We start from the raw sequence: 25479 nt of genomic DNA, 5'->3' as shown, positions 1-25479 counted from the left end.
CACGCGGGTGCGGCCGGCCGGGGCGGCGTACGATCGGTTGAGGACCACAACCGGGAATCACTGGACGGCGCGCGACGTTGGCCAGTGCGTCCGGACCCAAACCGCGCAGGGAGACTTCCACGTGACCACGCCAGCGCAGACCGAGTCGACCGAGGCCCAGGCCCCTACTTCCGTCGTCCTCACCGACGTCGCGGCGCAGAAGGTCAAGGCCCTGATCGAGCAGGAGGGCCGCGACGACCTGCGGCTCCGCGTCGCCGTGCAGCCGGGCGGCTGCTCCGGCCTGCGGTACCAGCTCTTCTTCGACGAGCGTTCGCTCGACGGTGATGTCGTGACCGACTTCGGTGGTGTCGAGGTCGTCGTCGACCGGATGAGCGCCCCGTACCTTTCCGGCGCGACGATCGACTTCGCCGACCGGATCGACGCCCAGGGCTTCACGATCGACAACCCCAACGCGGGCAGCTCCTGCGCCTGCGGTGACTCGTTCAACTGAGTCACACCACACACCAGCGACGATGGGGCCGTTCTCCGGGACGGCCCCATCGTCGTACCCGGTCGGGGGTCAGCACGGTCTGGGAGCGGTCCCGAAGGGGGCCGTGGCGGGTTGGTTGCCGTTGTCCGACCGAGCGGTGACCATCGGGTTGCCGTGCCGGTAGGCTGACCGCGCCCTGCTCCCGACCCCGAGGGTTGACATGAAGATCGCCGTCACCGGCTCGATCGCCACCGATCACCTGATGAGCTTCCCCGGTCGTTTCGCCGACCAGCTCATCGCCGATCAGCTCCACAAGGTGTCCCTCTCCTTCCTGGTGGACGACCTGGTGCTCCGCCGCGGCGGCGTGGCGGCGAACATCTCCTTCGGGATGGGTCAGCTCGGCCTGCGTCCGGTGCTGCTCGGCGCGGTCGGCGCCGACTTCGCCGACTACCGCTCCTGGCTGGAGCGCCACGGCGTGGACTGCGACTCGGTGCACATCAGCGAGGTGGCGCACACCGCCCGCTTCGTCTGCACCACCGACACCGACATGTGCCAGATCGCGTCGTTCTACGCCGGCGCGATGAGCGAGGCCCGCAACATCGAGCTGGCCCCGGTCGCCGATCGGCTCGGCGGTCTGGACCTGGTGCTGGTCGGCGCCAACGACCCCGAGGCGATGCTGCGCCACTCCGCCGAGTGCCGCACCCGCGGGTACGCCTTCGCCGCCGACCCGTCCCAGCAGCTCGCCCGGATGGGCGGCGAGGACGTGGTGGCGCTGATCGAGGGCGCCGAGTACCTGATGACCAACGACTACGAGAAGTCGCTGCTGCAGAGCAAGGCGCAGCTGAGCGACGACCAACTGCTGGACCTGGTCAAGGTGCGGGTCACCACGCTGGGCAAGCACGGTGTGGAGATCGCTGGGCGCGGCATCGACCCGATCCACGTACCGATCGCGCGGGAGATCCGGGCGGTCGACCCGACCGGCGTCGGCGACGGCTTCCGGGCCGGCTTCTTCACCGCGCTCTCCTGGGGCCTCGGCCTGGAGCGGGCCGCCCAGGTCGGCTCGTTGCTGGCCACGCTGGTCCTGGAGACCGTCGGCACCCAGGAGTACGACGTCCGCCGCGACCTGTTCGTCAAGCGGCTGGCCGAGTCCTACGGTGACACCGCGGCAGAAGAGGTCCGCCCCCACCTCCTCCCCGCGTAGCCCGCACCCCCACCCCCACCCCGGCGATCTTGCACTTTCTGTCGCCGTTTCGCGGCTTCTGCACACCTACGTCCCCGCAGAAACTGCAAGATCGCGGGGGTCGGAGGGTGTCGGGGTGGGTTAGTGGGTGCGGCGGACGTCGTAGGCCGGGCCGTCCGGGCCGTTTATCGAACCCAGGTACTCCTGGCCGCGCATCCGGCACCAGGCGGGGATGTCGACAGCCGCCGCCGGATCGTCGGCCAGCACCCGGACCACCGTGCCGACCGGCACCTCGGGCATCCGTCGCGCCGCCGCGATCACGGGCAGCGGGCAGCGCTGCCCCCGGCAGTCGATCACCTCGTCCGGCATCGTCACAGCCCCACCACCCCGGCCTCGGCACGCAGCCCGGCGACGATCCCGGGCAACTCGGTCAGGAACCGCTCCACGTCCGCCTCGGTCGTCTCCCGGTGCATGCTGACCCGCACGTTGCCGTGCGAGAGCACCCCCATCGCCTCCAGCACGTGCGACGGACGCAACGTGGACGAGGTGCAGGACGAGCCGGACGACACGGCGAAACCCCGCCGGTCCAGGGCGTGCAGCAGAGCCTCGCCGTCGACGTACAGGCAGCTGAAGGTGACCAGGTGCGGCAGCCGGAGCACCGGGTCGCCGACCACCTCGACGTCGGGCACCTCCGCCGCTACCCGATCCCGGACCCGGTCCACCAGGGCGGCCAGCCGGGTCGCCTCAGCCGCCGCGTCGGCCGCCGCCGCCCGCAGGCTCGCCGCCGCCGCCACGACCGCGGGCAGGTTCACCACCCCGGGGTACGCCCACCCTCCCGCTCGTCGGCCGGCCAGGGCGAATCCCAGCGAGTGCCCTTGCGGACCGCCAGCACCCCCACCCCGGTGGCCCGCCCCACTTGTGGGCGCTCGCCGTGAGCACCGACCAACCGGCCGGCAGCGGCACCCGGCCCACCGACTGCGCCGCGTCCACGTACAGCGGCACACCCGCGTCGGCGCACACGGCGGCCGCCTCGGCGACCGGCTGCACGGTCCCCACCTCGTGACTGGCGGTGATCAACGCGGCCAGCGCGACCCCCGGCGCCCGAACGGCCGTCGACCAGGCGGTGAGGTCCAACCGGCCCAACCGGTCGACCGGCACCTCGGTGGCCGTCCCGCCCGTGCCGACGTGCCGCTCCGCCGCGTGCAGCACCGCCGAGTGCTCGATCGCCGAGTGCACGAGCGTCGACCCGACCCGGCGCCGCCCGGCCAGGCCCCCGAGAACCGCGCCGTGGGCTGCGGTCGTACCGCTGGGGGTGAAGGACACCTCATCGGCGCGGACGCCGAGCGTCAGCGCGGTGGCCTCGCGGGCGGCGTCGAGCAGTTGCCGGGCCCGCCGGGCCTGCGTGTACAGCTTGCCCGGGTCGGCCCAGCCGTCGTCGAGCGCGGCCAGCAGCGCCTGCCGCGCGACCGGATGCATCGGCGCGGCGGTCGCCGCGTCCAGGTAGACCGGGGATGCGCTCACAGACCAACACGCTATCGCGGCGGTATGCCCAGGATCCCCCCGATGGGGGTCGGACAGTGACCCCACCACGGTTGAGTCCGTCATGGTCGAGTAATCTGCGACCGTCGGTGACGCCTTTGCCGCCGGTGCTGAGGAAAGACGCACCGCGGCGCGCTAGGGAGGCAGGACCAGGTGGTCGCAAGGAGTTCGGAGGTACGGCCGTCGGCCGTACGGCACAGCGCTTCCCCAGGGGTTGGTGGACGCCGGGGACGTGGTGCTGGTCGCCTGGCCGGGCTCGGTCTCGGTGGCGTGGCGCTGTTGTTTCTGCTCACGGGCTGTGACGTGGGTCAGGCCTTCCACGGCTTCGGCTGGCCGCAGGGCGGCATCTCGCCGGAGTCCAAGCGGATGTACGACCTGTGGATCGCCTCCTGCATCGCCGCGCTCGCCGTCGGCGTCTTCGTCTGGGGCCTGATCTTCTGGTGCGTCGTGCGCTACCGCAAGCGCGGCAACGCGCTGCCGGTGCAGACCCGCTACAACATGCCGATGGAGTTCCTCTACACCATCGCGCCGATCCTGATCGTCTCCGTGCTCTTCTACTACACGGCGATCGTGCAGACCGACGTCGACAAGTTGTCGAAGAACCCGGACGTCACGGTCGAGGTCGTCGCGTTCAAGTGGAACTGGCAGTTCAACTACCGCGACGGTCAGGGCCCCGACGCCCGCACCACCGCGTCGACGCTCGGCACCAGTGAGGTCATCCCGGTGCTGGTGCTGCCGACCAACCGGTCCATCCGGTTCGAGGAGACCAGCCGCGACGTCATCCACTCGTTCTGGGTGCCGGAGCTGCTCTTCAAGCGGGACGTCATGCCGGGCAAGATCCGCAACGTGTTCGAGGTTTCCAGCCTGGACGCCGAGGGCGCCTACGTCGGGCGCTGCGCCGAGCTGTGCGGCAGCTACCACGCGTTCATGAACTTCGAGCTGCGGGTGGTCTCGCCGGAGAAGTACGACCAGTTCCTCGCGGCCAAGCAGAGCGGCAAGTCCACCCAGGACGCGCTGTCCGCGATCGGTGAGGAGCCGTACGCGGAGACCACCGAGCCGTTCGACACGCGGCGGACGCAGGACAACTTCAACCCGGACAAAGTTCCGGCCCGCACCGGAAGCTGAGGCAGCGGCATGAAGACCGAGTGGCGTATCTTCCTGATCATCGCCGGGTTCCTCTTCGGTGCCACCATCCTCTACGGCGCCTGGACGCACGGGGAGTCGGGCGGCGTCGAGTGGGTCGGCACCGTCGCCCTGCTGCTGTCGTTCCTGCTCTGCTCGATGTGCGGTGGCTTCTTCTGGTTCGTCTCCCGCCGCATCGACCTGCGCCCGGAGGACCGCCCGGACGCCGAGATCGCCGACGGCGCTGGTGAGGTCGGCTTCTTCAGCCCGGGCAGCTACTGGCCGTTCGGTCTGGCGCTGGCCGCCGCGATCGCGGCGCTCGGCATGGTGTTCTGGCAGTACTGGCTGATCGGCGCCGGCCTGGTGGCAGTTGTCTTCGCCGCCTGTGGGCTCCTGTTCGAGTACTACAGCGGCACCCGGCGTACCGCCGAGCACTGATCCACCCGGTCGCCGTGGCGACCGACCCCTGCACGACGAAGGCCCGTTCCCCGAGTGGGGGAGCGGGCCTTCGATCATGCTCCGAGCCGAGCCGAGCCGAGCCGAGCCGAGCCGAGCCGAGCGCGGGCCGGCGCCGTACGGTCAGGCGGCGCGGCGGCGGGCGGGTTGGCGGCGGCGCGGGGCGGCCAGCCGGGTGACCGGGAAGGCGAACACGCTGACCACCACGGCGGCGCCGCAGCCGGTGCAGCTCAACTCTGGACAGTCGGTGCCGTGGCCGTCGACGCAGGGCGGTGCCTCGAACAGCGCCACGCCCTCGCAGACGTCGCAGTGGAGCTCGCGGTGCGACACGGGCGTCTCCTCTCGAAACCAGGCGGACCGCTCCCGGACACGACAATGACGCAGCAACGGGAAGCGGAGAACTACTCGGCTGTAGTTTCCCAGACGGGTCCGACAAACCCTCGCGCGCCGTCGCCCACTCGTCGGCGTCCGCGCCGACGGGGTCAGGCCGTGGCGGTCTCGATCCAGCGGTCCAGGGTCGCGGCGGCAGCGCCGGAGTCGATCGACTCGGCCGCGCGGGCCAGGCCGGCGCGGAGCGCCTCGGTCAGGTCGCCGTCGAGCGGGCCCTGAGTGGCCAGCGCCGCCGCCGCGTTGACCAGCACCGCGTCCCGGACCGGGCCGGTCTCGCCGGCCAGCAGGCGACGGGCCACACCCGCGTTGTACGCAGCGTCACCGCCGCGCAGGTCGGCGAGGGTGGACCGGGGCACCCCCAGGTCCGTCGCGTCCAGCACGGCCTCTCGTACGTTGCCGCCCTGGGCAGCCCAGATCCGGGTCGGCGCGGCGGTGGTGAACTCGTCCAGCCCGTCCTCGCCGCGCATCACGATCGCCGAGTCGCCACGGCCCGCGAACACGCTTGCCATCACCGGGGCCATCCGCAGGTCGAAGCAGCCGACCGCGCCGGCCCGGGGGCGGGCCGGGTTGGTCAGCGGGCCGAGGAAGTTGAAGAAGGTGGGCACGCCCACCTCGCGGCGGACCGGGCCGGCGTGTCGCATCCCGGGGTGGAACCGGGCCGCGAAACAGAACCCGATGCCGGCCTCCTCGACACAGCGGGCGACCTGCTCCGGGCCGAGATCCAGTGGGATGCCGAGGAACTCCAGCAGGTCGGCGGTGCCGCACAGGGAGGAGGCGGCCCGGTTGCCGTGCTTGACGACGCGGACGCCCGCGCCGGCCACCACCAGCGCCGTCATCGTGGAGATGTTGACCGTGTGGGCGAGGTCACCGCCGGTGCCGACCACGTCGAGCGCGGTGCGGCGCAGCTCCTCGGGGAGCGCCACCGGGACCGCGCGACCCAGCATCGCCTCCACCAGGCCGGCCAGCTCCGCGGGGGTTTCCCCCTTGGCCCGCAGCGCCACGGCGAAGGCGGCGATCTGCGGGGCGCTCGCCGAGCCGGTCATGATCTCGTCCATCGCCCAGGCGGTGTCGGCGGTGGAGAGTTCGTCACCGCGCAGCAGCGCGTTGAGCAGGTGCGGCCAGGTCCGATCGCCCATGGCGGGCCTCCCGAGCATGCGAAGTGCGGGTTGGCTGGAACCGGTGCCGAGGAGACCCGGCGCCGTGGCGGTGCCGGAGGAGCGGGGGACGTCAGGCGGGTGCGTGCGTCCGCAGCAGCTCGGCCACCGTGCCGCCGGTGGTCACCGGGTCGAGCGGGTGCACCAGCGTCGCGTCGACCTCGGCGTACGCGGCGAGCCATCGGTCGGCGGCGCGGGCGATCACCAGGCAGGTCGGGGGAGCGTCGTCCCGGTCGTCCTTGATCTGCCGGGCGATGCCGATGCCGCCGCCCGGGCTCGCCTCACCGTCGAGCAGCAGCAGGTCGATCTCGTAGTCGTCGACCAGCCGGATGGTCTCCGCGTAGGTCGACGCGTCGACGAACTCGATCTGCAGACCGGGAGCGGGCCGGGTGCCGACGGCCATCCGCATCCGGTCACGGACCTGCGGGTCGTCGCTGTAGAGCAACACGGTGCACAGACGATCGCTCATGCCGGAACTCCCACCTCGTAGCTGCTCGCAGATCGTACCGGTCGGCGTGACGTAGCCGACATCCCGCCCGGCGTCGCGCGTCGGGGCGTACCGTCCGGGCAGCTCAGGCGGGCGCGGCGTCGGCGGCGCGTTCGCGGGCCTCCTGGCGGTCCAGCTCGCGGTCCACCCGGCGGGCCTCCCGTTCGGACTGCTTGACCCACTGCACCACGAGCACCGCGAGCATGGTCACACTGACGAACTCGCCACCTGCCCAGAGGATGCCGCCGGCGACCACCTGGTCCTGCCAGGGGTCGACCCAACCGAGGTTGAGCGACGGGTACCAGTCGCCGCCGAAGAGCGTGCTGCTCTGCATGATGGTGAGGCCGAGCACGGTGTGGAACGGCACGGAGAGCAGCATCAGCAGCGCACGGGCCGGGTACGGCCAGCGGCCGGGCAGCGGGTCGAGGCCGAGTAGAGGCCAGAAGAACACGCAGCCGGTCATGATGAAGTGCGCGTGCACCAGCTCGTGCGCCCAGGCGTGTTCGAGGGTGTAGCGGTACAGGTCACTGAAGTACAGCACGAACGGGTTGACCACGAAGATGGCGAACGCCACAAGCGGGAAGCTGTAGACCCGGGCGACGCGGCTGTGCACGATCGCGAGCAGGCGCTTGCGCGGCCCGACCGGCAGGGTGCGCAGGGCCAGGGTCATCGGCGCGCCCAGCGCCAGGAAGATCGGCGCCACCATGGACAGCACCATGTGCTGGATCATGTGCACGGACAGCAGCGCGGTGTCGTAGGCGTGCAGCCCGCTGACCGTGACGAGCGCGATGCCGCCCAGCCCGGGGCCGAGGAAGAACACGGTACGGGCCACCGGCCAGCGGTCGCCGCGCAGGCGCAGCCGGTACACCCCGTAGAGGTACAGCCCGGCGGCGAGCACCAGGCCCAGGGCCAGCCAGCTGTCCAGCCGGGTCTCGCTCAGCACCGCGCCGACGGTGAACGGCGGCGGGGCCGAGGTGGCGGCGAAGATCGGATCGACGTGCAGCACGCTTTTCAGGCTAGGCCAGGCGAACCGGACCCTGACGCTCGGGCCACGGAAGGCGCAGGTTTGCCACCCCGCTGATCGCCGGCCCCGGTCAGGGGCAATAATGACGGCGTGACTGCGGCCCCAGCCATTGACAAGAGCCGGATCCACTCTCTGACCCGACCAAACATGGTCAGCGTCGGGACGATCGTGTGGCTCTCCAGCGAACTCATGTTCTTCGCGGCGCTGTTCGCGATGTACTTCTCGATCCGCGCGGCTGCGCCGGAGCAGTGGGAGAAGCACACCGAGGCGCTGAACATCCCGTACGCGACCACCTTCACGGTGATCCTGGTGCTGTCCTCGGTGACGTGCCAGCTCGGCGTCTTCGCGGCGGAGAAGGGTGACGTGCACGCGCTGCGGCGCTGGTTCACCGTCACCTTCGTGATGGGCCTGATCTTCGTCCTCGGCCAGCTGAACGAGTACCGGCACCTGGTCGCCGACGGCATCAAGATCAACGAAGACGGGTACGGGTCGGTGTTCTACCTGACCACCGGCTTCCACGGCCTGCACGTGACAGGTGGTCTGATCGCCTTCATCATCTTCATGGTCCGTACGACCATGGGCCGGTTCACTCCGGCGCAGGCGACGTCGGCGATCGTCGTGTCGTACTACTGGCACTTCGTCGACGTCGTGTGGATCGGGCTGTACGCCATGATCTACTGGCTCCAGTGATCTTGCGCGTCACATTCCGCGCTGCTGCTCCGTCCCCTGAGACAGGTCCAACCGGTTAAGGACACCGCTCATGACTTCTGACAACGACCGCCGACGCGGTCTGCTCGCGCGGTTGCGTGAGCGGCCCGCCGCGCGCAGCAGGGGCCGCCGCCGGCTGGGCGCCGCGGTCCGGCTGATCGCCGCGCTGATGCTCGCCGGCGGCGCTTACACAGTCTTCGCCCCGGGCGCCCAGGCGCAGGACAACCCGCAGCTGACCGGCGCCGCTGCCGAGGGCAAGGCGCTGTTCGACGTGAGCTGCGTGACCTGCCACGGCCGCAACGCCCAGGGTGTCGAGGGCCGCGGGCCGAGCCTGATCGGCGTCGGCGCGGCATCCGTCGAGTTCCAGGTCAGCTCCGGGCGGATGCCGCTGGCCCGCCAGGAGGCCCAGGCGCACCGCAAGCCCCCGGTCTTCACCGACGAGCAGACCCGTCAGCTGGCCCAGTACATCCAGGAGCTCGGCGGCGGCCCGGTCGTCCCCGAGGGTGACGACCTCCGCGAGGACGGCAACATCGCGTCCGGCGGTGAGCTGTTCCGGATCAACTGCTCGCAGTGCCACGCCTTCGGTGGCGGCGGCGGTGCGCTCTCCTCGGGCAAGTTCGCCCCGAGCCTGCACCCCGCGACCGACCGCCAGATCTACGCGGCGATGTTGAGCGGCCCGCAGAACATGCCGGTGTTCGGCGACAACCAGCTCCGGCCGGAGCAGAAGGCCGACATCATCGCCTACATCCAGGAGACGCTGAAGCACGACCAGGACCCGGGTGGGTTCAACCTCGGGCGGTACGGCCCCTCCACCGAGGGCCTGGCGATCTTCCTGGTTGGCATCGTGGCGCTCGTCTTCGCCAGCCTGTGGATTGCAGGCAAGTCGTGACCGAGCGGATACTCAGTTTCAGCGCCGTGGTGCCGCTCGGCACCACCCGTAGCGAGGTGACGGCATGAGCACCCACACCGAGCACCAGGCCCCGCAGGGCCGGGAGCCGCTCGACGTGAACGACCCCAAGCTGACCCGGTTCGACGTCGTTCGTGAGGGCGCACGCCGGGACGACATCGAGATCGTCCACTACGAGCCGCAGGTGCTGCCGGGCACCAAGGCGGAGCGTCGGCTGACCCGGGTGGTCGCCGGCTTCTTCCTGATCACCGGCCTGGCCGCGACCGCCTTCCTGGCCATCTACATCTGGTGGCCGTGGCAGTACGAGGCGGGCCGGGGTGGCGACAAGTTCTACACCCCGCTGCTCGGTTTCACCCTCGGCATCGCGCTGCTCGCCGTCGGCTTCGGCATCCTGACCTGGGGCAAGAAGTTGCTGCCCAAGGAGGTCTCGATCCAGGACCGGCACGAGGGTCAGGTGGATGAGGAAGGCCGCACCATCACCGGCCAGACCATGCTCTACATGGCGGACGAGCTGGGCGTGAAGCGTCGCCCGCTGCTCGGCATCTCGCTGCTGGCCGGTCTCGCGCCGGTCGCCGCGGTCGCCGCGGCGCCGCTGGTCGGCGGTCTGATCTCGCAGCCGCACAAGAACAACCAGATGTTCACCACCGGGTTCGCCATGGCCGAGGGCGGCCAGCGGATCCGCCTGGTCCGCGAGGACGGCCGTCCGATCCGCCCGGCTGACATCAGCACCGGTGGGCAGATCACCGTCTTCCCCGGCATCGATCACGGCGTGAGCAACAAGCACGCCGACTCGCCGACGCTGCTGATCCACCTCCGCGACTCCGACGCGCAGGAGTCGCGCCGGGCCAACGAGCGGGTCGGCCACGGTGACTACATGTGGGGCAACTACGCGGCGTTCTCCAAGATCTGCACGCACGCGGGATGCCCGGCCAGCCTGTACGAGCAGCAGACCAACCGGCTGCTCTGCCCGTGCCACCAGTCCCAGTTCCTGATCACCGACAACGCCCGGCCAGTCTTCGGCCCCGCCAGCCGGCGGCTGCCGCAGCTGCCGATCGAGGTGGACTCCGAGGGCTTCTTCGTGGCGAAGTCCGACTACACCGAGACCGTCGGGCCTGATTTCTGGGAGCGGCCATGAAGCGTCGAAAGTTTGACCTTGCGGCGACGCCGGGCAAGGCCGCGGTGGGAGTGGACGACCGCTTCCAGGTGGCCACCCCGCTGCGCAAGCTGCTGAACAAGGTCTTCCCGGACCACTGGTCCTTCCTGCTCGGCGAGATCGCGCTGTTCTCGTTCATCGTCCTGCTGCTGACCGGTGTGTTCCTCACCTTCTTCTTCGAGCCGGCGATGACCGAGGTGGTCTACGACGGCAGCTACGCGCCGTTGCAGGGCACCCCGATGTCCGCCGCGTACGCCTCCAGCCTGGACATCTCGTTTGATGTCCGGGGCGGTCTGGTGATGCGGCAGATGCACCACTGGGCGGCGCTGCTGTTCATGGCCGCGATCGTCGTGCACATGCTGCGGGTCTTCTTCACCGGTGCCTTCCGCAAGCCGCGTGAGACCAACTGGATCATCGGTTCGCTGCTGTTCTGGGTCGGCTTCCTGGCCGGCTTCACCGGCTACTCGCTGCCGGACGACGGCCTGTCCGGCACCGGCCTGCGGATCGCCTCGGCGATCATGCTGTCCATCCCGGTGATCGGCTCCTGGGTCACCTCGTCGATCTTCGGCGGCGAGTTCCCGGGCACGATCATCATCAGCCGGTTCTTCATCGCCCACGTGCTGCTCATCCCGGGTCTGCTGGTCGCGCTGATCAGCGTCCACCTGGGCCTGGTCTTCAAGCAGAAGCACACCCAGTGGCCCGGCCCCGGCCGGACCAACAACAACGTGGTGGGCGAGCGGATGTTCCCCCGGTACGCGTTGAAGCAGGGCGGCTTCTTCATGGTCGTCTTCGGCGTCATCGCGCTGATGGGCGGTCTGTTCCAGATCAACCCGATCTGGCTGTTCGGCCCGTACGAGGCGTGGGTGGTCTCGGCCGCCAGCCAGCCCGACTGGTACGTCATGTTCCTCGACGGGTCGACCCGACTCATGCCGGCCTGGGAGATCCCCATCCCGATCGGCGACGGGTACGTCATCCCGCCGCTGTTCTGGCCGACTGTCGTGCTGCCCGGCATCCTGGTGGGCCTGTCGACGATGTACCCGTTCCTGGAAGCCCGGCAACTCAAGGACCGCAAGAGCCACAACCTGCTCGAGCGTCCCCGGGATGCCCCGGCCCGGACCGCCGTCGGCGCCATGGCTGTCTCGTTCTACATCGTGCTGACGCTCTCCGGCGCCAACGACGTGATCGCGGACAAGTTCCAGATCAGCCTGAACGCGATGACCTGGGCGGGCCGGATCGGCCTGCTCGTGGTCCCGCCGCTGGCGTACTACGTCACCTACCGGCTCTGCCTGGGTCTGCAGCAGCACGACCGGGAGGTGCTCGCGCACGGCGTGGAGACCGGCATCATCCGGCGCATGCCGGACGGCCGGTTCGTCGAGGTGCACCAGCCGCTCAGCGCGTCGAACGGGCACGCGGACGGTCACGGCCAGCTGGAGTACGTCGGCTGGGTCGTGCCGAAGAAGATGAACCGGCTGGGGGCCCTCGGCCCGGCCATCCGGGGCTTCTTCTACCCGATCGAGAAGCCGGTCGAGGCGCCGGTCTCGCCGGGGCACCCGCCGGTCGAGGCCCGGCCCGAGCGCGAGGAGATCGGCAGCGGCGAGAGCCGCCGCTGACCGCCCAATCGCACAGTTACGGGGCGCCCGCCGGATTCCGGCGGGCGCCCCGTCGTATCCGCACCCCCCGACCCATCCGACCAGGAGTCGGACGCCCACGGTAGGACCGGTCGACCCTGCGCGACGGGCGATCGCAGGAATAACCCCGGTGAGCCGGGTATCCGTGCGGTCCAACGTCTCAAGGGGGGGAAGCATGTTGGGTATCAAACGCCTCGGCCTGTTGGCCGCGCTGGTACTGGTCGGTGTCGCGCCGGCTGCGGCCGCGCAGGCCGCGGCACAGCCGTCAACGCAGGACACCCAGTACCTGCAGGCGGTACACCAGGTCAACCTGTTCGAGATCACCGCTGGTGACCTGGCCCAGCAGAAGGGTCAGGATCAGGGGGTCAAGGACCTGGGCGCGATGTTGAAGACCGACCACACCCAGTTGGACCAGACGGTGCAGCAGACCGCGTCCCAGCTCGGGGTGGAGCTGCCGAATGAGCCCAGCGCCGATCAGCAGGCGGTCATCGACAAGCTGAACAACGCCAGCGGCGCGGAGTTCGACCGGCTCTGGGTGACAAGTGAGCTGGCCGGTCACGTCCAGGCCATCCAGGCCACCCAGACGGAGATCTCGCAGGGCTCCGAGCCGTCGGTGGTCCAGTTGGCGCAGACGGCACTTCCGACGCTGCAGACGCACTACGACGAGTTGGTGGCGCTCGCCAACAAGCTGGGCATTCCGGTCCCGCAGACCAGCGCCAGCGGTACGCCCAGCCCGGGCGGCACCGGCACTGAGTCGCCGGCTCCGGGCGGCACCGGCACCGAGTCGCCGGCTCCGGGTGGTGGCACCGAGTCCCCGGCTCCGGGCGGCGGCACCACCGAGGTACCGGCTCCCAGCGAGAGCTGACGTAGCCACAGCAGACGGCCGGTCCACCCACGCGGTGGACCGGCCGCCCTGTGCCCGCTGCACGCCGCCCTGGGGCCGGCACCGGCCCTGTGAGACGGCGGCGGGTCAGTCGGCGCTGGCCAGGCCGATCGCGAACGCCTCCTCCAGGTCGTGCTGGGAGTACGCCCGGAAGGCGATGTGCGACTCGGTGTTGAGCACGCCCGGGACCTTGGAGATGCTGCCCGCGATGACCTGGGCGATCTGGTCGAACTCGCGGACCCGGACGATGGCGATGAGGTCGACGTGCCCGGCCACCGAGTAGACCTCGCTGACACCGGGAAGGTTGGCCAGGTTCTCCGCCACCTCGGGGATCGCGTCGGTGGCGCAGTCGATCAGCACGATCGCGGTGATCACGGGGCAATTCTCCGTTCGTCGGCGTCGTCGCCCATGCTAGATGTTCCGGCGCGAGACCGGAGGCGGGAGCCGTCGGGGCTCAGCCCTGGGCGGCGCAGGGCACGGTCAGGTCGCTCCCGGCCCGGATCACGTTCCGCAGCCGCTCGCCGGCGCGTACGGTCGCGCCCGGCCAGACGACAGTGCGGGACACGTCGCCGTCCACCCGCGCGCCCGCGCCGACCACCGACTCCACGCAGCGGCCGGTCACCGTCGCGGACTCCTCGACGAGAGTGCCGCCGGCTGCGGCGTGCAGGTTGGCCGCCAGGTAGTCGGCAGGGGTGCCGGTGTCGAAGAAGGTGCCCGGGTAGGGCACCACCGTCAGGGCGCCCGCCGCCTCGGCCGGCCTCCACACGGCGCGGACCAGGTCCGAGAAGACGACAGGCAGGTCGCGGACCAGCCGCCAGGGCAGCAGCGAGAAGCCGGTGAAGCTGTGCCCGGCGAAGGTGCCCGGCGCCGCCGGGTCCGCGGCGGGTTGGCCGAGCAGGCGTACGGTCTGGCCGTCCCACCCGTCGAGCAGGGCGGCCACGTCCGGGCCCGGGGGAGCAGCCGGGTCGGCGAGGTACGCGTCGGCGTTGCCGACCAGCACCGGCCGCCCGTCGATCCAGTCCAGCAGGTTGGCCACCCCACCCGCGGTGCCCAGCGGGTCGCCCGGCTCCACCGACAGGTGCGCGCGGTCGCCGACGTGCGCCACCACCTGGTCGCCGAGGTAGCAGGCGTTCACCGCGACGCGGTCGGGACCGGTCAGGCCCAGGCCGGCCAGCCGCGCCAACGCCCGCTCCAGCAGGGATACGTTGCCCACCGGGCAGAGCGCCTTGGGCACCCGTTCGGTGAGTGGGCGCAACCGCGTGCCCTCGCCGGCGGCCAGCACCACCGCGCACAGCTCGGCCGGCACACCTGCCACGCCGGTCACGGGGTGTCGTCGGGCACCGGTGGCGGGAACTGCCCGGCCAGCGGCCCGATGTCGTAGTAGGCGAGCAGCCGGGCCGTCGGCCAGGTCAGCTTGGGCAGGTCGTCCAGGGGGTGCCAGGCAGCCTCGAAGACCTCCCCGCCGTCGACTGTCAGCTCGGTGCTGGACGCCGGCACCTCGGTCTCGAAGACCATGTCCACCCAGCCCTTGGCGTGCACGATCGCGTTCGGCACCGCCGGGCGCAGCCGGGACGGTGGGAGCCGGACACCGGACTCCTCGAACAGCTCACGGGCCGCGCCCACCACCGGGGCCTCGCCCCGGTTGAGCAGGCCGGCGGGGAGGGACCAACCCTTGCCGGGCGGCTGGCGCAGCATGAGCAACCGACCCGCGCCCGTCGCCTCGGAGTCACGGACCAGGGTCACCGCGCCGACGATGTACTTGGGCACGGCCAGCCGGACCAGGCGCCGACGCACCGGCAACGGCAGCCGGTAGAAGGCCTGGTAGAAGAGGGCCCGACCGGTGGCGCGGGAGCGGGGGATCATGACTCCAGGCTAGTGGTCACGAATGTCCTTCGGACGCGCTGGGGCCCGCCGGGTCACTGTCGATGGTCGACCAGGTCGATGAGCTGGCGGACCACGGTGTCCGGTTCGATCACCCGGTCGAAGACCGCGACCAGCAGGGTCTCCAGGTCGGGGTAGCCCAACTCCTCCGAGAGGCGCAGCAGCGGAAGGTCACTGGCGAGGCCCCGATTGTGCTGGCGCAGCGCGAGCCCGATGGTGGCCCGACCGAGGCGTACCTTGTCGCTGATCGTGATGCCCGGCTCGGTGTGCTCGGCGAACCACCTGTTGATCTGCATCTGCGCGTGCGGCGACTTGACGAAGCCCAGCCACTCCCGGCGGGGGCCGCGCGGCGCCACACCGGCCTCGAAGCCGTTGTCGCCGTCGTTCTCGGTGAAGATCTCGACCACGTCGCCCTCGTCCAGCTCCGAGCTGAGCGGGGCCAGGCGACCGTTGATGCGGGCGGCGAGGCAGTGGTCGCCCCGGTCGTTGCCCAGCTCGTACGCGAGGTCGACGGGTGTGGCACCGGCCGGCAGCACGATCTGCCGCCCGTCGGCGAAGACCTGGATCTGCCCCTCGGCGAGGTCGCAGCGCAGCGACTCGTAGAACTGTGCCGGATCGGCGGCGTCCGGCTCCCAGTCGAGCACCCGGCGCAGCCAGTCCAACTGCTCGGAGCGGGCCGCGGCGCTGCTGCCGCCCGAGCGGGGGAAACGGAAGTCGGCGGCGATGCCGTACTCGGCCGACCGGTGCATCTCCTCCGTGCGGATCAGCACCTCCACGGTGCGGTCCTGCGGGCCGCAGACGCTCGTGTGCAGCGAACGGTAGAGGTTGTTCTTCGGTGAGGCGATGAAGTCCTTGAAACGGCCGGGCACCGGTCGCCAGGTGCCGTGGATCGCGCCCAGCGCGGCGTAACAGTCGGTGGCCGGGCCGTCGACCACCACCACGATGCGGGGCAGGTCGTACGGGGCGGTGTGGCCGCCGGCGATGGTGTCCTTCCAGATCGAGTAGAGGTGCCGGGGACGGGGGGTCACCTCGGCGTCGACCCGGCTGCGTCGCAGCGCCACCCGGGCCCGGGTGACCACCGAGTCGAGGTAGGAATCCCAGCCCGGCCGATCGTGCACGTGCCGGGCCAGCCGGGCGTGCTCGTCGGGCTCGAGGTGCAGCAGCACCACGTCGTCCAGCTCGCGCTTGAGGGTCTGGATGCCCAGCCGGTCACAGAGCGGGACCAGCACCTCCTGGGTCTTGCGGGCGATCCGTTCCCGCGACGACGCCGAGCGCACCCCGAGCGTGCGCATGTTGTGCAGCCGGTCGGCCAGCTTGATGATCAGCACCCGGACGTCCTTGGCGGCCGCGACGATCATCTTGCGGACCGTCTCCGCCTCGGCGGCCTTGCCGTAGAACGCCTTGTCGAACTTGGTCACCCCGTCGACCAGGTGGGCCACCTCGCCGCCGAAATCCTCGGAGAGCGCCTGGAGGGTGTAGCGGGTGTCCTCAACGGTGTCGTGCAGCAGCGCCGCGACCAGGGTGGTGGTGTCCATCCCCAGCTCGGCGCAGATCTGCGCCACCGCGAGGGGATGGGTGATGTACGGCTCCCCGCTCTTGCGGAACTGCCCGCGGTGCATGTTCTCCGCGATGGTGTACGCACGGCGCAGCACCGCGGGGTCGGTGCCGGCGTGGATGCCACGGTGGGTGCGCACGAGCTGGGTGACCGGGTCGGAGTCGGTGGTCGGCCAGCTGAGCAGCGACCGCAGCCGGCGGGCGAGCGGCAGCTCACCCGGCTGTGTCGGCAGGGCGCCCCCCAGGGCGGCGCCGTGTCCGGCGTCGACGTCCACGAGGGACACCTCCTCACCCCGGCTCCGCATCGCCGGAACCCGGCGGCGGGGAGCAGGCCCACGAATCGGGCAGGACTGCACTTCTCTAACAGCCTAAGCGAGTCGACGTAGTCCGATCGGTCAGTTGGTCATGAGCGTTCGGTCGAGAGTTGGTGGGACGCGCCGCCCTCGGCCTTCGCCAGCAGGTCACGGAACCGGCCCGCGCCACTCGCCGGAGAGGACCAACCGGAGGACATCTCGACGAGTCGGGTCTCCGGTCGCTCCAACCAGGACAGGATCCGCTCGGACTCCTCGGCGGTGGCGGCCGGCACCGGACCGTGCCCGCCCGACACCGTCTCCGCGGTGGCCCGGATCGTGGTCAACGTGGGCCGCGGGTGGGCGCCCGGTGGGGACACCCCCGCGCCGGCCAGCCGGCCGTGCCGGACCAGCGCCAGCTCCCAGCCGCCCCGGGCGGCCGGCCGGGCCGCGGCCAGCTCGACGATCCCGGTCAGCGCGGCCAGCCGCTGCATCCGCACTGTGGCCCGCAGCACGGCGGCCAGCCGGGACCGCACCACGGCGGCCTCCTCGTAGCGCTGGTCGCGGGAGAGCACGTCGATCCGCGCGAGCAGGGCGTCCACCACCGGCTGGGGGTCGCTCGCCGTCGCGGTGCGGAAGGGCGCGGCGGCGCTGTCGTCGTACTCCTCGGGGGTGATCTTGTGCTCGCAGGGCGCCGGGCAGCGACCCAGCTCGGCCAGCGCGCAGGCCGGCGTGACGGTACGCAGCGAGAGCCGGTGCGTGCACTGACGCAGCGGCACCGCGTCGTGGAAACCGGCGGCGGCCAGCTCGGCGGCCCGCCGGGAGGTGAACGGGCCGAGGTACGCGGTGTCGGTGGGGGAGAGGTCGCGGACGACCGACAGCCGAGGGTACGGACCGTCGGTCAGTTTGAGCCAGACCATCCGCTCCGGGTATTTGGACCGGCGGTTGTACGGCGGCGCGTGTGCGGCGATCAACCGCAGCTCACGGACCTCCGCCTCCAACGAGTGGGCGCACTCCACCGCCTCGACCCGCTCGGCCGCGCCCAGCATCTCGGAGATCCGGGCGCGTTTCTCACCGGCGGTGAAGTAGCTGCGCACCCGGGTGGCGATGTCGACGGAGGTGCCCACGTAGAGCGGCCTGTCGTCGGCGGCCCGGAAGATGTAGACCCCGGGGACCTTGGGCAACCCCTCGGCCAGGTGCCGCTTGCGGCGCTGGGTGGGGGTGACCGCGCGGGCGAACTCGATGGCGTCGCCGACCGTGTCGACCCGGTGCCCGCCGAGCCGACCGATCAGCCCGTGCAGCACGTCGACGGTGGCCTTCGCGTCGTCGAGCGCCCGGTGCGTGGGCTGGGTGGCGGTGCGGAAGTAGGCGGCCAGGGTGCCCAGCTTGCGGTTGGGCACCTCGTCGCGGGTCAGCACCCGGCGGGCGAGCGCCGCCGTGTCCAGTACCCGGGGGTTGGGCCAGCGGTAGCCGTGCCTGGCGCAGGCGGCCTTGAGGAAGCCCACGTCGTACGGGGCGTTGTGGGCCACCAGCACCGCGTCGTCGATGAACTCCAGGAAGCTCGGCAGCACCTGCTCGATCGGTGGCGCCGGCACCAGCATGGCCTGGGTGATGCCGGTCAGCACGGTGATGAAGGGCGGAATCGGCTGACCTGGGTTGACCAGGGTCGCCAGCTCCCCCAACCGTTCGCCACCGCGCACCTTGACCGCGCCGATCTCGGTGATGCCGCCGCCGTCCGGCGCGCCGCCCGTCGTCTCCAGGTCGACCACCACGAAGGTCGTCGCGTAGAGCGGCAACGCCGGGTCCACCCCGCCCACCGCCGGGTCGAGACCGGCAAGTGACTCCTGGACGTACTCCGCCTGTGCCATCGGCGGCACGTTAGCGCCACGGTCCGACACTCCCGTCACAGCCGTCCCAACCGTCACCATGGGGCTAGGATGAGAGATCGGCTCACTCACCGGGCGGTGGGCCCGGTCGCGGTGGGAGACTTGCCACATGCCCCTCACCGAGCCGTACGACGACCACCTCCCGCAGGAGGACCCGGTCGCGCTCGACGGTGCTCTGGGCAACCCGGACGACAACGTAGTCAACGACACATCCGGCGCAGCCGAGCCGAATACGGGCGACGGCCCCGGCGCCGAGCCGGAGCCGACCCTGCCCGAGCCGGTCCGGCAGCGGATCGTGACGTTGACCGCGGCGGTGCTGCCCACCCTCCCCACTGACGAGGTCCCGGTGCCGTTGCGCCGGGTCGCCAAGTTCGCCCCCAACCGCCGCGCCCGGCTCGGCGCGCCGGTCATCGCCGCCCAGCTCACCGCCGACCCGCTGTTCCGGCAGCGGGTCACCGCGCGGGTCCTGGCCGACGCCGGTGACCTCGGCGCGGCAGTGGTCGAGGGCACCGCGCCGGCCGCCGCCGACCCGGTCGAGGTGGCCGCGCTGGCCTACCTGGCCCGGCCCCGTGGCTGGCGGGAGCTGATCGACGCCAGCGGCGCGGCCGTGCGCGCCGAGGCGGACAGCGCCGTCGTCGCCGAGTTGGTCCGCGAGGCCGAGCAGCGGGCCACCCGGGCCGAGCACGACCGCGCGGTGGCCCGGGTCGAGGCCGAGAAGCTCCGCGACGAGCTGGCCCGCGTCCGCGAGGAGCTGGGTCAGCTCCGCGAGGAGTCCCGACAGGTGGCCCGCACCCTGCGGGAGACCCAGGCCCGCGAACGGAAGGCCACCGAGCTGCTGGCCACCGAGCGGGGCCGGGCCGCCCGTGCCAGCGCCGACGTGGACGCCGAACTCCGCCGCGCCCGGGCCCGGCTGGCCGAGGCCGAGGCCGCCGCCGGGGTGGCCCGGGCCAGCGCCAAGGAGGCACGTTCGGTCGACGACGCCCGACTCTGGCTGCTCCTGGAGACCATCGGCCAGGCCGCTGTCGGGCTGCGGCGGGAGCTGGCGCTCGACCCGGTGGACAAACTCCCCGCCGACTTCGTCGCCGACGCGTTCGCCGAGCAGCCCGGCACCGCCCCGGCCAACCCCGCCGCCCGCGCCCGCGACACCGACGACCCGGCCCGGCTCGACCAACTGCTCGCCCTGCCCCGGGCGCACCTCGTGGTGGACGGCTACAACGTCACCAAGCGTGGCTTCGGCGAGATGTCCCTGGAGCAGCAGCGCAAACGCCTGATCACCGGGCTGGGCGGGATCGCCGCGCAGACCGGTGACGAGGTCACGGTGGTCTTCGACGGTGCCGAGCGGATGCACGGGCTGCCGCCCGCGCCGCGCGGCGTACGGGTGCTCTTCTCCCGCAAGGGCGAGACCGCCGACGAGCTGATCCGGCGCCTGGTCCGCGCCGAGCCGGCGGGCCGTCCGGTGGTCGTGGTCTCGTCGGACCGCGAGGTCGCCGACGGGGTACGCCGGCACGGGGCGTACCCGCTGGGCGCGGACTCGCTGCTACGGCGGCTCGCCCGCTCCTGACGTCTGCACGACACGCTGGTTCCACGTCGACACGTCCGGACTCACCATGGTCAGCTTCGGCGGCCTGGATGTGAGGACGAATCAATGCTGGGAGTACACGGGTTTCCTGTCGTACACAGGGGTTAGCGTCACCGCCGTTCGCCGACGGGAGGGGGTCGCCATGACCCAGGACAACGCCAGGGACTTCGTTGACAGAGACCTGCGGGGTGCCCGGTTCAACCGGGCGACGCTGGCCGGCGCCGTGATGCGCGGCGTCGATGTGGACGGCCTGGACATCGACGCGCCGTGGCTGGCCGACAGCACGTTCGTGGTCAACGGCGTCGATGTCGTGCCGCTGGTCGAGGCCGAGCTCAACCGACGGTTCCCCGGGCGCGAGCTCCGGCAGACCAAGGATCCGGACGACCTGCGCGTGGCGTGGGCGGTAATCGAGGGAGCCTGGGCGGCGGCGGTCGACCGGGTCCGGTCCATGCCCCCGGGTGCTGTCGACGTCTCGATCGACGGGGAGTGGTCGTTCGCGCAGACACTGCGCCACCTCGCGTTCGCCGCCGACGTGTGGCTGGGCAAGGTGGTCCTGGGCCTGCCGCAGCCGTTCCACCCGTTCGGTCAGCCGCACGTCGAGTACGAGACCGACGGCTTCGACATGTCGGTCTTCACCACCGAGCAGCCGACCTTCGAGGCGGTCCTGCGGGTGCGGGCCGAGCGGCAGGCCATGGTGCGCGACTTCCTGGCGACCGTCACGCCGGAGCTGCTCGCCGAGCCTCGGCCCAGCGCCTGGTGGCCCGAGCACATCGTGTCCGTCCTGCACTGCCTTCACGTGATCTTCGCCGAGGAGTGGCAGCACCTCCGCTTCGCACTGCGGGACCTCGACGCGCAGGGCTGAGACGGCGGTCGGGCAGTCCTACGGACCAGCGGCGTGATCGTCACGGGTTTGGTGAAGTCGCGGTGTCCAGGCGATCGGGATGGCCCGATTTCGCTGATCTGGAGTGGATCTAGCCCTGAAACGGGCGGTCGGACGGGGTTCCTGTCGTACCCGGTGGTTAGCGTCGATGTGACCGACGGTGCTCGGTCGGCGACGACGAGCCGTCGGCCGTGCACCGCGAGCCGATCAGGAGGCGGGATGCTTATCGACTGCGACGGGTGCGCGAGGCGGGCCGACGGCTGTTCCGGCTGCCCGTTGACCGCCCTGTTCGACGAGACGTCACCGGCGGCCGGGTTGGTCGCCGCCGAGGTCGAGGCCATCGAGGTGTTCGCCCGGGCCGGCTTCGACGTGGAGGTGCTGGCCGCGCCCGCGCGCCCGGAGGCGGCTCGCCGCCGTGGCGCCCGCCGCGTCGCCTGAGCGCGACACCGCGCCCGGAAGCGGGCTTTTCGCGGGCCATAGGATGAGCGGTCACGGCGGGAGGAGCGGCGCGATGAGCGGGGAACGACGGCACGACGGCAGGCTCGTCGACGGCGCGCTCGAAGGTGGCGGCAGAGCCCGCCAGGCGGTGACGCGGTGACCCCGCGCGGTTGGGCGCTGCTGGCCCTGGCCGGGCTGACCATCGCGCTGGTCGTGCTGGCCGCGCTGCTGATCCCGTGGCACCGCCCACCGGCACCCCGGGCCGACCAGCTCGCCGCGCTGCGTGACCTGCCGGCCGAGCAGGTGGCCAAGGGCCGGGAGTTCCGGGCCGCGCTGCGCCCCGGCGGCTACGCCGCGCTCGCCGTTGGGCTGCTGATCGCCCTCGCGCTCGGGTTGACCCCGCTGGGCAGTCGCCTGGTCGAGCTGGTGGGCCGGCCGTTCGGCGGGCACTGGGCCGCGCAGGCGGTGCTCGGCGGGCTGGCGGTGGTGCTCGTCGCCGACCTGGTGACGCTCCCGTTCGCCGCCTGGCGGCAGAGCGTGCTCACCCGCTACGGGCTGAGCACCAACGGGTGGAGCGGCTGGGCGGTCGACCTGCTCAAGTCGTACGCCGTCAGCGCGGTGATCGGGGCGGTGGCGCTGTTCGGCTTCTACGCGGTCATCCGACTCGCCCCGCGCTGGTGGTGGGCGTTCGGCGCGGGCGGCGCCGCGGTGCTGGTGGCGCTGCTGTCGTTCGTGCTGCCGGTGCTGGTGGAGCCGGTGTTCAACCGGTTCACGCCGATGGAGCAGGGCCCTCTGCGCACCGAGCTGATGAGCATGGCCGCCAGAGACGGTGTGCCGGTGCGTGACGTGCTGGTCGCCGACGCCTCCCGCCGCACCAGGGCCGTCAACGCGTACGTCTCCGGTCTCGGGCCGACCCGGCGGGTGGTCGTCTACGACACCCTGCTGCGCGAGGCGACCCCCGCCGAGGTGACAGCCGTCGTGGCGCACGAGTTGGGGCACGCGAAGGACTCCGACGTGGCGGCCGGCACGCTGACCGGGGCGTTGGGCGCCGCGGCGGCAGTGGTGGCGCTCTACCTGCTCGGCTCGTGGGGGCCACTGCTGCGGTTGGCCGGTGTCGACTCGGTGGCCCAACCGAGCGCGTTTCCGCTGCTGGTCGCCCTGGTCACGGTGGCCGGGCTGGTCGCCGCCCCGGTGCAGGCGCTGATGTCCCGACGGGTGGAGGCGCGAGCCGACGCGCACGCGCTCGCGCTCACCAACGACCCGGAGTCCTTCGAGTCGATGCAGCGCCGGCTCGGCTCGGTCAACCTCGGCGATCCCGACCCGCCCCGCTGGGAATACCTCTACTCGGCCTCGCATCCGTCCACCGTGGAGCGGATGGCCGCCGCCCGCGCGTACGCCCGGGAGGCCGGCCGATGAGCCGCACGCTGCTGATCACCAACGACTTTCCGCCCCGTCCGGGTGGGATCCAGTCCTTCGTGCACAACCTCGCGGTCCGTCAACCGGCCGGCTCGGTGGTCGTCTACGCGTCGAACTGGCGCGGGGCCGCGAAGTTCGACGCCGACCAGCCGTTCGAGGTGATCCGGGAACGCACCAGGGTGCTGTTGCCCACCCCGTTGATCGCCCGTAGGGCGGCCCGGTTGGCGCGCGCGTACGACTGCGACACTGTGTGGTTCGGCGCGGCGGCCCCGTTGGGGCTGCTCGCGGCCGGCCTGCGGCGACGGGCCGGCATCCGCCGGGTGGTGGCGCAGACCCACGGCCACGAGGTCGGTTGGGCGGCGGTGCCGGCCGCCCGGCCGGCGCTGCGGCGCATCGGTCGAGGCGTGGACGTGACCACCTACCTCGGCGAGTACACCCGCAGCCGGTTGGCCCGCGTCCTGGACGGGGTGACCGACCTGCGCCGCCTCGCGCCCGGGGTCGACGTGGACACCTACCACCCCACGGTGGACGGCGAACAGGTCCGGGCCCGGCTCGGGTTGACCGACCGTCCGGTGGTCGTCTGTGTGTCCCGGCTGGTGCCGCGCAAGGGTCAGGACACGCTGATCCGGGCCCTACCGGAGATCCGCCGCCGGGTGCCCGACGCGGCGCTGCTGATCGTCGGTGGCGGGCCGTACCGGGCGACCCTGGAGAAGCTGGCCCGCCAGACCGGCGTCGAACGGGACGTGGTGTTCACCGGCACGGTGCCGTCGGTCGAGTTGCCGGCGCACTACGCGGCCGGTGACGTCTACGCGATGCCGTGCCGCACCCGCAACCGTGGCCTCGACGTCGAGGGGCTGGGCATCGTCTACCTGGAGGCATCCGCGACCGGCCTGCCGGTGGTGGCCGGTGACTCCGGGGGCGCACCGGACGCGGTCCGCGAGGGGGAGACCGGCTACGTCGTACGCGGCCGGGACGTCGCCCAGCTCGCCGACCGGGTCGCCCGGCTGCTCGCCGACCGGGACCTGGCCCGCCAACTGGGCTCGGCCGGCCGGGCGTGGGTGGAGCGGGAGTGGCGCTGGGAGGCGCAGGCGGAACGCATGGCGGCACTACTCGCCGGCTGATCACCGCCCGGGTTCAGCTCTCCCGGGCCGGCGCGTAGCGCGGCACGTACTCCTGGCCGGTGAGCTTCTGGATCGCCGCCATCACCTCGTCGGTGACCGTCCGGATGTCGCGCGGCCCGTTGATCCGGTCGGCGACCGGGATCGGCGGGCCGAACCGCAGGGTGATCGGGTGTCGACGGGGCAACCGCGCGTCGACCGGCAGCACCTCGGCGGTGCCGAGCACGCCCACCGGGATGATCGGCACCCCGGCGTCGCGGGCCAGCCGGGTCATCCCGACGCGGCCCCGGTAGAGCCGCCCGTCGGGGGAGCGGGTGCCCTCCGGGTAGACGGCGACCAGACCGCCGGCGCGCAGCACAGGTACGGCGGCGTCGAGGGCGCGCAGCGCGGCGCGGCCGTCGGTGCGGTCGACCGGGATGGCGCCCATGCCGGCGACGATCCGCCGGTTGAGCCAGCCGCCGGGACCCCGACCGTTGAAGTACTCGACCTTCGCCCAGAAGGTGACGTGTCGGGGCGTCGAGGTGACGAGGAACAGCTCGTCGGCGACGGACAGATGATTGCCGGCGAGGATCGCGCCGCCGTCTCGGGGCAGATGCTCCAGCCCCTCCACCCGGGGCCGCCAGCCGAACCGCAGCGCGGTGCCGACGGTCAGCTTGGTGACGTCGTACAGCAGGGGCACGTGTCCTCCGGGGTCGAGTTTCAGGCCCGCGCGGGGCCGAGGTGGGCCTCCAACGCGGCGCGCAGCAGGGCGTCGTCGTCGGTGGCGCCGGTGGCCAGCGGCAGGCTGCCCCAGGCCCAGAGTTGGGCGATGCCGTGCAGGTTTGCCCAGAGCGCGCCGGCGAGCACCGCCGCGGGCGCGTCGGTGGGCCGGCGCACCTGCGCCACCAGCTCGGCCAGGACGGCGAACAGCGGCAGGCTCGTCTCACGCAACCGCAGCCGGCCGCTGTCCAGCAGGTCGTGGCGGAACATCAGCTCGTACATGCCGCGGTGGGCCGCCGCGAAGTCCAGGTACGTCCGGGCCAGTGCTACCAACCGGGTACGCGGATCCGGGTCGATGTCACGCATCGTCTGCTCGACCCGAGTGGTGAGGTCGGCGAAGCCCTCCCGTGCGATGGCGGAGAGCAGGTCGACGTGGGTGGGGAAGTAGCGGCGCGGCGCACCGTGCGAGACCCCGGCACGCCGGGCGATTTCCCGTAGCGACACCGCCGACTGGCCCTCGCGCAGCACCAGGTCCACCCCGACGGCCACGAGCCGCGCCCGCAGCCCCGTCTCGTCCGCACCCATAGACACTGTCTACCAGCCGCCGTAGACGCTGTCTACCTCGGGGGCGGCGGGGG

At 71.8% G+C, this 25479-nt stretch carries 26 protein-coding genes and 1 pseudogene; 14 read left to right on the top strand and 13 right to left on the bottom strand.

What is annotated here, in order from left to right:
• Positions 1 to 121: 121 nt before the first annotated feature.
• Positions 122 to 490 (top strand): iron-sulfur cluster insertion protein ErpA, encoded by a 369-nt coding sequence (erpA, locus tag ACQP0U_RS24290; protein ID WP_030337969.1) that lies wholly within the window; start codon positions 122 to 124, stop codon positions 488 to 490.
• Positions 491 to 689: 199 nt separating this feature from the next.
• Positions 690 to 1670 carry a carbohydrate kinase family protein gene (locus ACQP0U_RS24285; RefSeq protein ID WP_433311151.1) on the top strand — a complete coding sequence of 327 codons (981 nt, stop codon included), beginning with the start codon at positions 690 to 692 and terminating at the stop codon, positions 1668 to 1670.
• Positions 1671 to 1790: 120 nt separating this feature from the next.
• Here ACQP0U_RS24285 and ACQP0U_RS24280 read toward each other — a convergent pair whose 3' ends face one another.
• On the bottom strand, positions 1791 to 2024 hold the full coding sequence (locus tag ACQP0U_RS24280) for a sulfurtransferase TusA family protein (RefSeq protein WP_433311148.1): 234 nt from the start codon (positions 2022 to 2024) through the stop codon (positions 1791 to 1793).
• A pseudogene (locus ACQP0U_RS24275) lies at positions 2021 to 3170 on the bottom strand (cysteine desulfurase family protein). The gene ACQP0U_RS24280 and the pseudogene ACQP0U_RS24275 overlap by 4 nt, the downstream one beginning before the upstream one ends.
• 171 nt (positions 3171 to 3341) lie before the next feature.
• On the opposite strand from ACQP0U_RS24275, the gene ctaC reads away from it, so the two are divergent.
• Together ctaC and ACQP0U_RS24265 are read left to right on the top strand one after the other, a co-directional pair.
• Positions 3342 to 4313, top strand: a complete 972-nt coding sequence (gene ctaC, locus ACQP0U_RS24270) for an aa3-type cytochrome oxidase subunit II (protein ID WP_433311146.1) — start codon at positions 3342 to 3344, stop codon at positions 4311 to 4313.
• A gap of 9 nt (positions 4314 to 4322) precedes the next feature.
• The gene (locus ACQP0U_RS24265; protein WP_433311143.1) at positions 4323 to 4748 is read left to right on the top strand and encodes a cytochrome c oxidase subunit 4; all 426 of its coding nucleotides are present in this window, start codon (positions 4323 to 4325) and stop codon (positions 4746 to 4748) included.
• A gap of 141 nt (positions 4749 to 4889) precedes the next feature.
• Here the strand turns inward: ACQP0U_RS24265 and ACQP0U_RS24260 are convergent, their stop codons facing one another.
• The 4 genes from ACQP0U_RS24260 to ACQP0U_RS24245 all read right to left on the bottom strand — a co-directional run bounded on the left by ACQP0U_RS24260 (position 4890) and on the right by ACQP0U_RS24245 (position 7803).
• Positions 4890 to 5096: a hypothetical protein gene (locus ACQP0U_RS24260; protein ID WP_433311140.1), complete on the bottom strand. Its 207-nt coding sequence runs from the start codon at positions 5094 to 5096 to the stop codon at positions 4890 to 4892.
• 152 nt (positions 5097 to 5248) lie between these two features.
• Positions 5249 to 6292 (bottom strand): anthranilate phosphoribosyltransferase, encoded by a 1044-nt coding sequence (gene trpD / locus ACQP0U_RS24255; protein ID WP_433311137.1) that lies wholly within the window; start codon positions 6290 to 6292, stop codon positions 5249 to 5251.
• Between the two features lie 91 nt (positions 6293 to 6383).
• Entirely contained in the window at positions 6384 to 6779 is a 396-nt protein-coding gene (locus ACQP0U_RS24250; protein WP_145779657.1) for a hypothetical protein, read from the bottom strand.
• A 103-nt stretch (positions 6780 to 6882) separates the two neighbouring features.
• The gene (locus ACQP0U_RS24245; protein WP_433311134.1) at positions 6883 to 7803 is read right to left on the bottom strand and encodes a cytochrome c oxidase assembly protein; all 921 of its coding nucleotides are present in this window, start codon (positions 7801 to 7803) and stop codon (positions 6883 to 6885) included.
• Between the two features lie 108 nt (positions 7804 to 7911).
• Between ACQP0U_RS24245 and ctaE the strand changes: the two genes are divergently transcribed.
• The 5 genes from ctaE (at position 7912) to ACQP0U_RS24220 (ending at position 13082) form a co-directional block, all read left to right on the top strand.
• Positions 7912 to 8511 (top strand): aa3-type cytochrome oxidase subunit III, encoded by a 600-nt coding sequence (ctaE, locus tag ACQP0U_RS24240; RefSeq protein WP_112582810.1) that lies wholly within the window; start codon positions 7912 to 7914, stop codon positions 8509 to 8511.
• A gap of 70 nt (positions 8512 to 8581) precedes the next feature.
• Complete coding sequence (gene qcrC, locus ACQP0U_RS24235) at positions 8582 to 9418, top strand: cytochrome bc1 complex diheme cytochrome c subunit (RefSeq protein WP_238680077.1); 837 nt, start codon at positions 8582 to 8584, stop codon at positions 9416 to 9418.
• 64 nt (positions 9419 to 9482) lie between these two features.
• Positions 9483 to 10571, top strand: a complete 1089-nt coding sequence (qcrA, locus tag ACQP0U_RS24230; RefSeq protein ID WP_433311131.1) for a cytochrome bc1 complex Rieske iron-sulfur subunit — start codon at positions 9483 to 9485, stop codon at positions 10569 to 10571.
• On the top strand, positions 10568 to 12199 hold the full coding sequence (qcrB, locus tag ACQP0U_RS24225; protein ID WP_433311129.1) for a cytochrome bc1 complex cytochrome b subunit: 1632 nt from the start codon (positions 10568 to 10570) through the stop codon (positions 12197 to 12199). Before qcrA ends, qcrB begins: the two co-directional genes overlap by 4 nt.
• 193 nt (positions 12200 to 12392) lie before the next feature.
• The gene (locus ACQP0U_RS24220) at positions 12393 to 13082 is read left to right on the top strand and encodes a DUF4142 domain-containing protein (RefSeq protein WP_433311126.1); all 690 of its coding nucleotides are present in this window, start codon (positions 12393 to 12395) and stop codon (positions 13080 to 13082) included.
• Positions 13083 to 13187: 105 nt separating this feature from the next.
• On the opposite strand, the gene ACQP0U_RS24215 is transcribed toward ACQP0U_RS24220, so the two are convergent.
• The 5 genes from ACQP0U_RS24215 to ACQP0U_RS24195 form a co-directional block, all read right to left on the bottom strand.
• Complete coding sequence (locus ACQP0U_RS24215; protein ID WP_074313163.1) at positions 13188 to 13475, bottom strand: Lrp/AsnC family transcriptional regulator; 288 nt, start codon at positions 13473 to 13475, stop codon at positions 13188 to 13190.
• A 79-nt stretch (positions 13476 to 13554) separates the two neighbouring features.
• Positions 13555 to 14424, bottom strand: coding sequence for a nucleotidyltransferase family protein (locus ACQP0U_RS24210; RefSeq protein WP_433311123.1), 870 nt, complete (start codon positions 14422 to 14424; stop codon positions 13555 to 13557).
• Positions 14421 to 14963: an NUDIX hydrolase gene (locus ACQP0U_RS24205; protein ID WP_238659345.1), complete on the bottom strand. Its 543-nt coding sequence runs from the start codon at positions 14961 to 14963 to the stop codon at positions 14421 to 14423. Before ACQP0U_RS24205 ends, ACQP0U_RS24210 begins: the two co-directional genes overlap by 4 nt.
• Positions 14964 to 15016: 53 nt before the next feature.
• Positions 15017 to 16810: a RelA/SpoT family protein gene (locus ACQP0U_RS24200; protein ID WP_433321086.1), complete on the bottom strand. Its 1794-nt coding sequence runs from the start codon at positions 16808 to 16810 to the stop codon at positions 15017 to 15019.
• A 128-nt stretch (positions 16811 to 16938) separates the two neighbouring features.
• Complete coding sequence (locus ACQP0U_RS24195) at positions 16939 to 18693, bottom strand: DEDD exonuclease domain-containing protein (RefSeq protein ID WP_433311119.1); 1755 nt, start codon at positions 18691 to 18693, stop codon at positions 16939 to 16941.
• 127 nt (positions 18694 to 18820) lie between these two features.
• On the opposite strand from ACQP0U_RS24195, the gene ACQP0U_RS24190 reads away from it, so the two are divergent.
• From ACQP0U_RS24190 to ACQP0U_RS24170, 5 genes are all read left to right on the top strand, one after another.
• Positions 18821 to 20272 (top strand): NYN domain-containing protein, encoded by a 1452-nt coding sequence (locus ACQP0U_RS24190; RefSeq protein WP_433311116.1) that lies wholly within the window; start codon positions 18821 to 18823, stop codon positions 20270 to 20272.
• Positions 20273 to 20432: 160 nt separating this feature from the next.
• The gene (locus ACQP0U_RS24185; protein ID WP_433311113.1) at positions 20433 to 21152 is read left to right on the top strand and encodes a DinB family protein; all 720 of its coding nucleotides are present in this window, start codon (positions 20433 to 20435) and stop codon (positions 21150 to 21152) included.
• Between the two features lie 237 nt (positions 21153 to 21389).
• Positions 21390 to 21608 (top strand): hypothetical protein, encoded by a 219-nt coding sequence (locus ACQP0U_RS24180; protein WP_433311110.1) that lies wholly within the window; start codon positions 21390 to 21392, stop codon positions 21606 to 21608.
• A gap of 156 nt (positions 21609 to 21764) precedes the next feature.
• Entirely contained in the window at positions 21765 to 23024 is a 1260-nt protein-coding gene (locus ACQP0U_RS24175) for a M48 family metallopeptidase (RefSeq protein WP_433311107.1), read from the top strand.
• The gene (locus ACQP0U_RS24170) at positions 23021 to 24145 is read left to right on the top strand and encodes a glycosyltransferase family 4 protein (protein ID WP_433311104.1); all 1125 of its coding nucleotides are present in this window, start codon (positions 23021 to 23023) and stop codon (positions 24143 to 24145) included. The genes ACQP0U_RS24175 and ACQP0U_RS24170 overlap by 4 nt, the downstream gene beginning before the upstream one ends.
• A 13-nt stretch (positions 24146 to 24158) precedes the next feature.
• On the opposite strand, the gene ACQP0U_RS24165 is transcribed toward ACQP0U_RS24170, so the two are convergent.
• Positions 24159 to 24821, bottom strand: coding sequence for a lysophospholipid acyltransferase family protein (locus ACQP0U_RS24165; protein WP_433311101.1), 663 nt, complete (start codon positions 24819 to 24821; stop codon positions 24159 to 24161).
• 20 nt (positions 24822 to 24841) lie between these two features.
• On the bottom strand, positions 24842 to 25426 hold the full coding sequence (locus ACQP0U_RS24160; protein WP_433311098.1) for a TetR/AcrR family transcriptional regulator: 585 nt from the start codon (positions 25424 to 25426) through the stop codon (positions 24842 to 24844).
• Positions 25427 to 25479 lie beyond the last annotated feature (53 nt).

It is taken from the genome of Micromonospora sp. CA-269861 (assembly GCF_050948505.1).
Classification (GTDB): Bacteria; Actinomycetota; Actinomycetes; order Mycobacteriales; family Micromonosporaceae; genus Micromonospora.
This window is presented reverse-complemented; position numbering and strand designations above follow the sequence as displayed.

Excerpts from the sequence above, each read along its gene's own strand:
- ACQP0U_RS24285 (WP_433311151.1), top strand. The coding sequence starts at position 690 with ATGAAGATCGCCGTCACCGGCTCGATCGCCACCGATCACCTGATGAGC.
- ACQP0U_RS24265 (WP_433311143.1), top strand. The coding sequence starts at position 4,323 with ATGAAGACCGAGTGGCGTATCTTCCTGATCATCGCCGGGTTCCTCTTC.
- trpD (WP_433311137.1), bottom strand. The coding sequence starts at position 6,292 with ATGGGCGATCGGACCTGGCCGCACCTGCTCAACGCGCTGCTGCGCGGT.
- ACQP0U_RS24250 (WP_145779657.1), bottom strand. The coding sequence starts at position 6,779 with ATGAGCGATCGTCTGTGCACCGTGTTGCTCTACAGCGACGACCCGCAG.
- qcrC (WP_238680077.1), top strand. The coding sequence starts at position 8,582 with ATGACTTCTGACAACGACCGCCGACGCGGTCTGCTCGCGCGGTTGCGT.
- qcrA (WP_433311131.1), top strand. The coding sequence starts at position 9,483 with ATGAGCACCCACACCGAGCACCAGGCCCCGCAGGGCCGGGAGCCGCTC.
- qcrB (WP_433311129.1), top strand. The coding sequence starts at position 10,568 with ATGAAGCGTCGAAAGTTTGACCTTGCGGCGACGCCGGGCAAGGCCGCG.
- ACQP0U_RS24220 (WP_433311126.1), top strand. The coding sequence starts at position 12,393 with ATGTTGGGTATCAAACGCCTCGGCCTGTTGGCCGCGCTGGTACTGGTC.
- ACQP0U_RS24205 (WP_238659345.1), bottom strand. The coding sequence starts at position 14,963 with ATGATCCCCCGCTCCCGCGCCACCGGTCGGGCCCTCTTCTACCAGGCC.
- ACQP0U_RS24195 (WP_433311119.1), bottom strand. The coding sequence starts at position 18,693 with ATGGCACAGGCGGAGTACGTCCAGGAGTCACTTGCCGGTCTCGACCCG.
- ACQP0U_RS24190 (WP_433311116.1), top strand. The coding sequence starts at position 18,821 with ATGCCCCTCACCGAGCCGTACGACGACCACCTCCCGCAGGAGGACCCG.
- ACQP0U_RS24185 (WP_433311113.1), top strand. The coding sequence starts at position 20,433 with ATGACCCAGGACAACGCCAGGGACTTCGTTGACAGAGACCTGCGGGGT.
- ACQP0U_RS24180 (WP_433311110.1), top strand. The coding sequence starts at position 21,390 with ATGCTTATCGACTGCGACGGGTGCGCGAGGCGGGCCGACGGCTGTTCC.
- ACQP0U_RS24170 (WP_433311104.1), top strand. The coding sequence starts at position 23,021 with ATGAGCCGCACGCTGCTGATCACCAACGACTTTCCGCCCCGTCCGGGT.
- ACQP0U_RS24160 (WP_433311098.1), bottom strand. The coding sequence starts at position 25,426 with ATGGGTGCGGACGAGACGGGGCTGCGGGCGCGGCTCGTGGCCGTCGGG.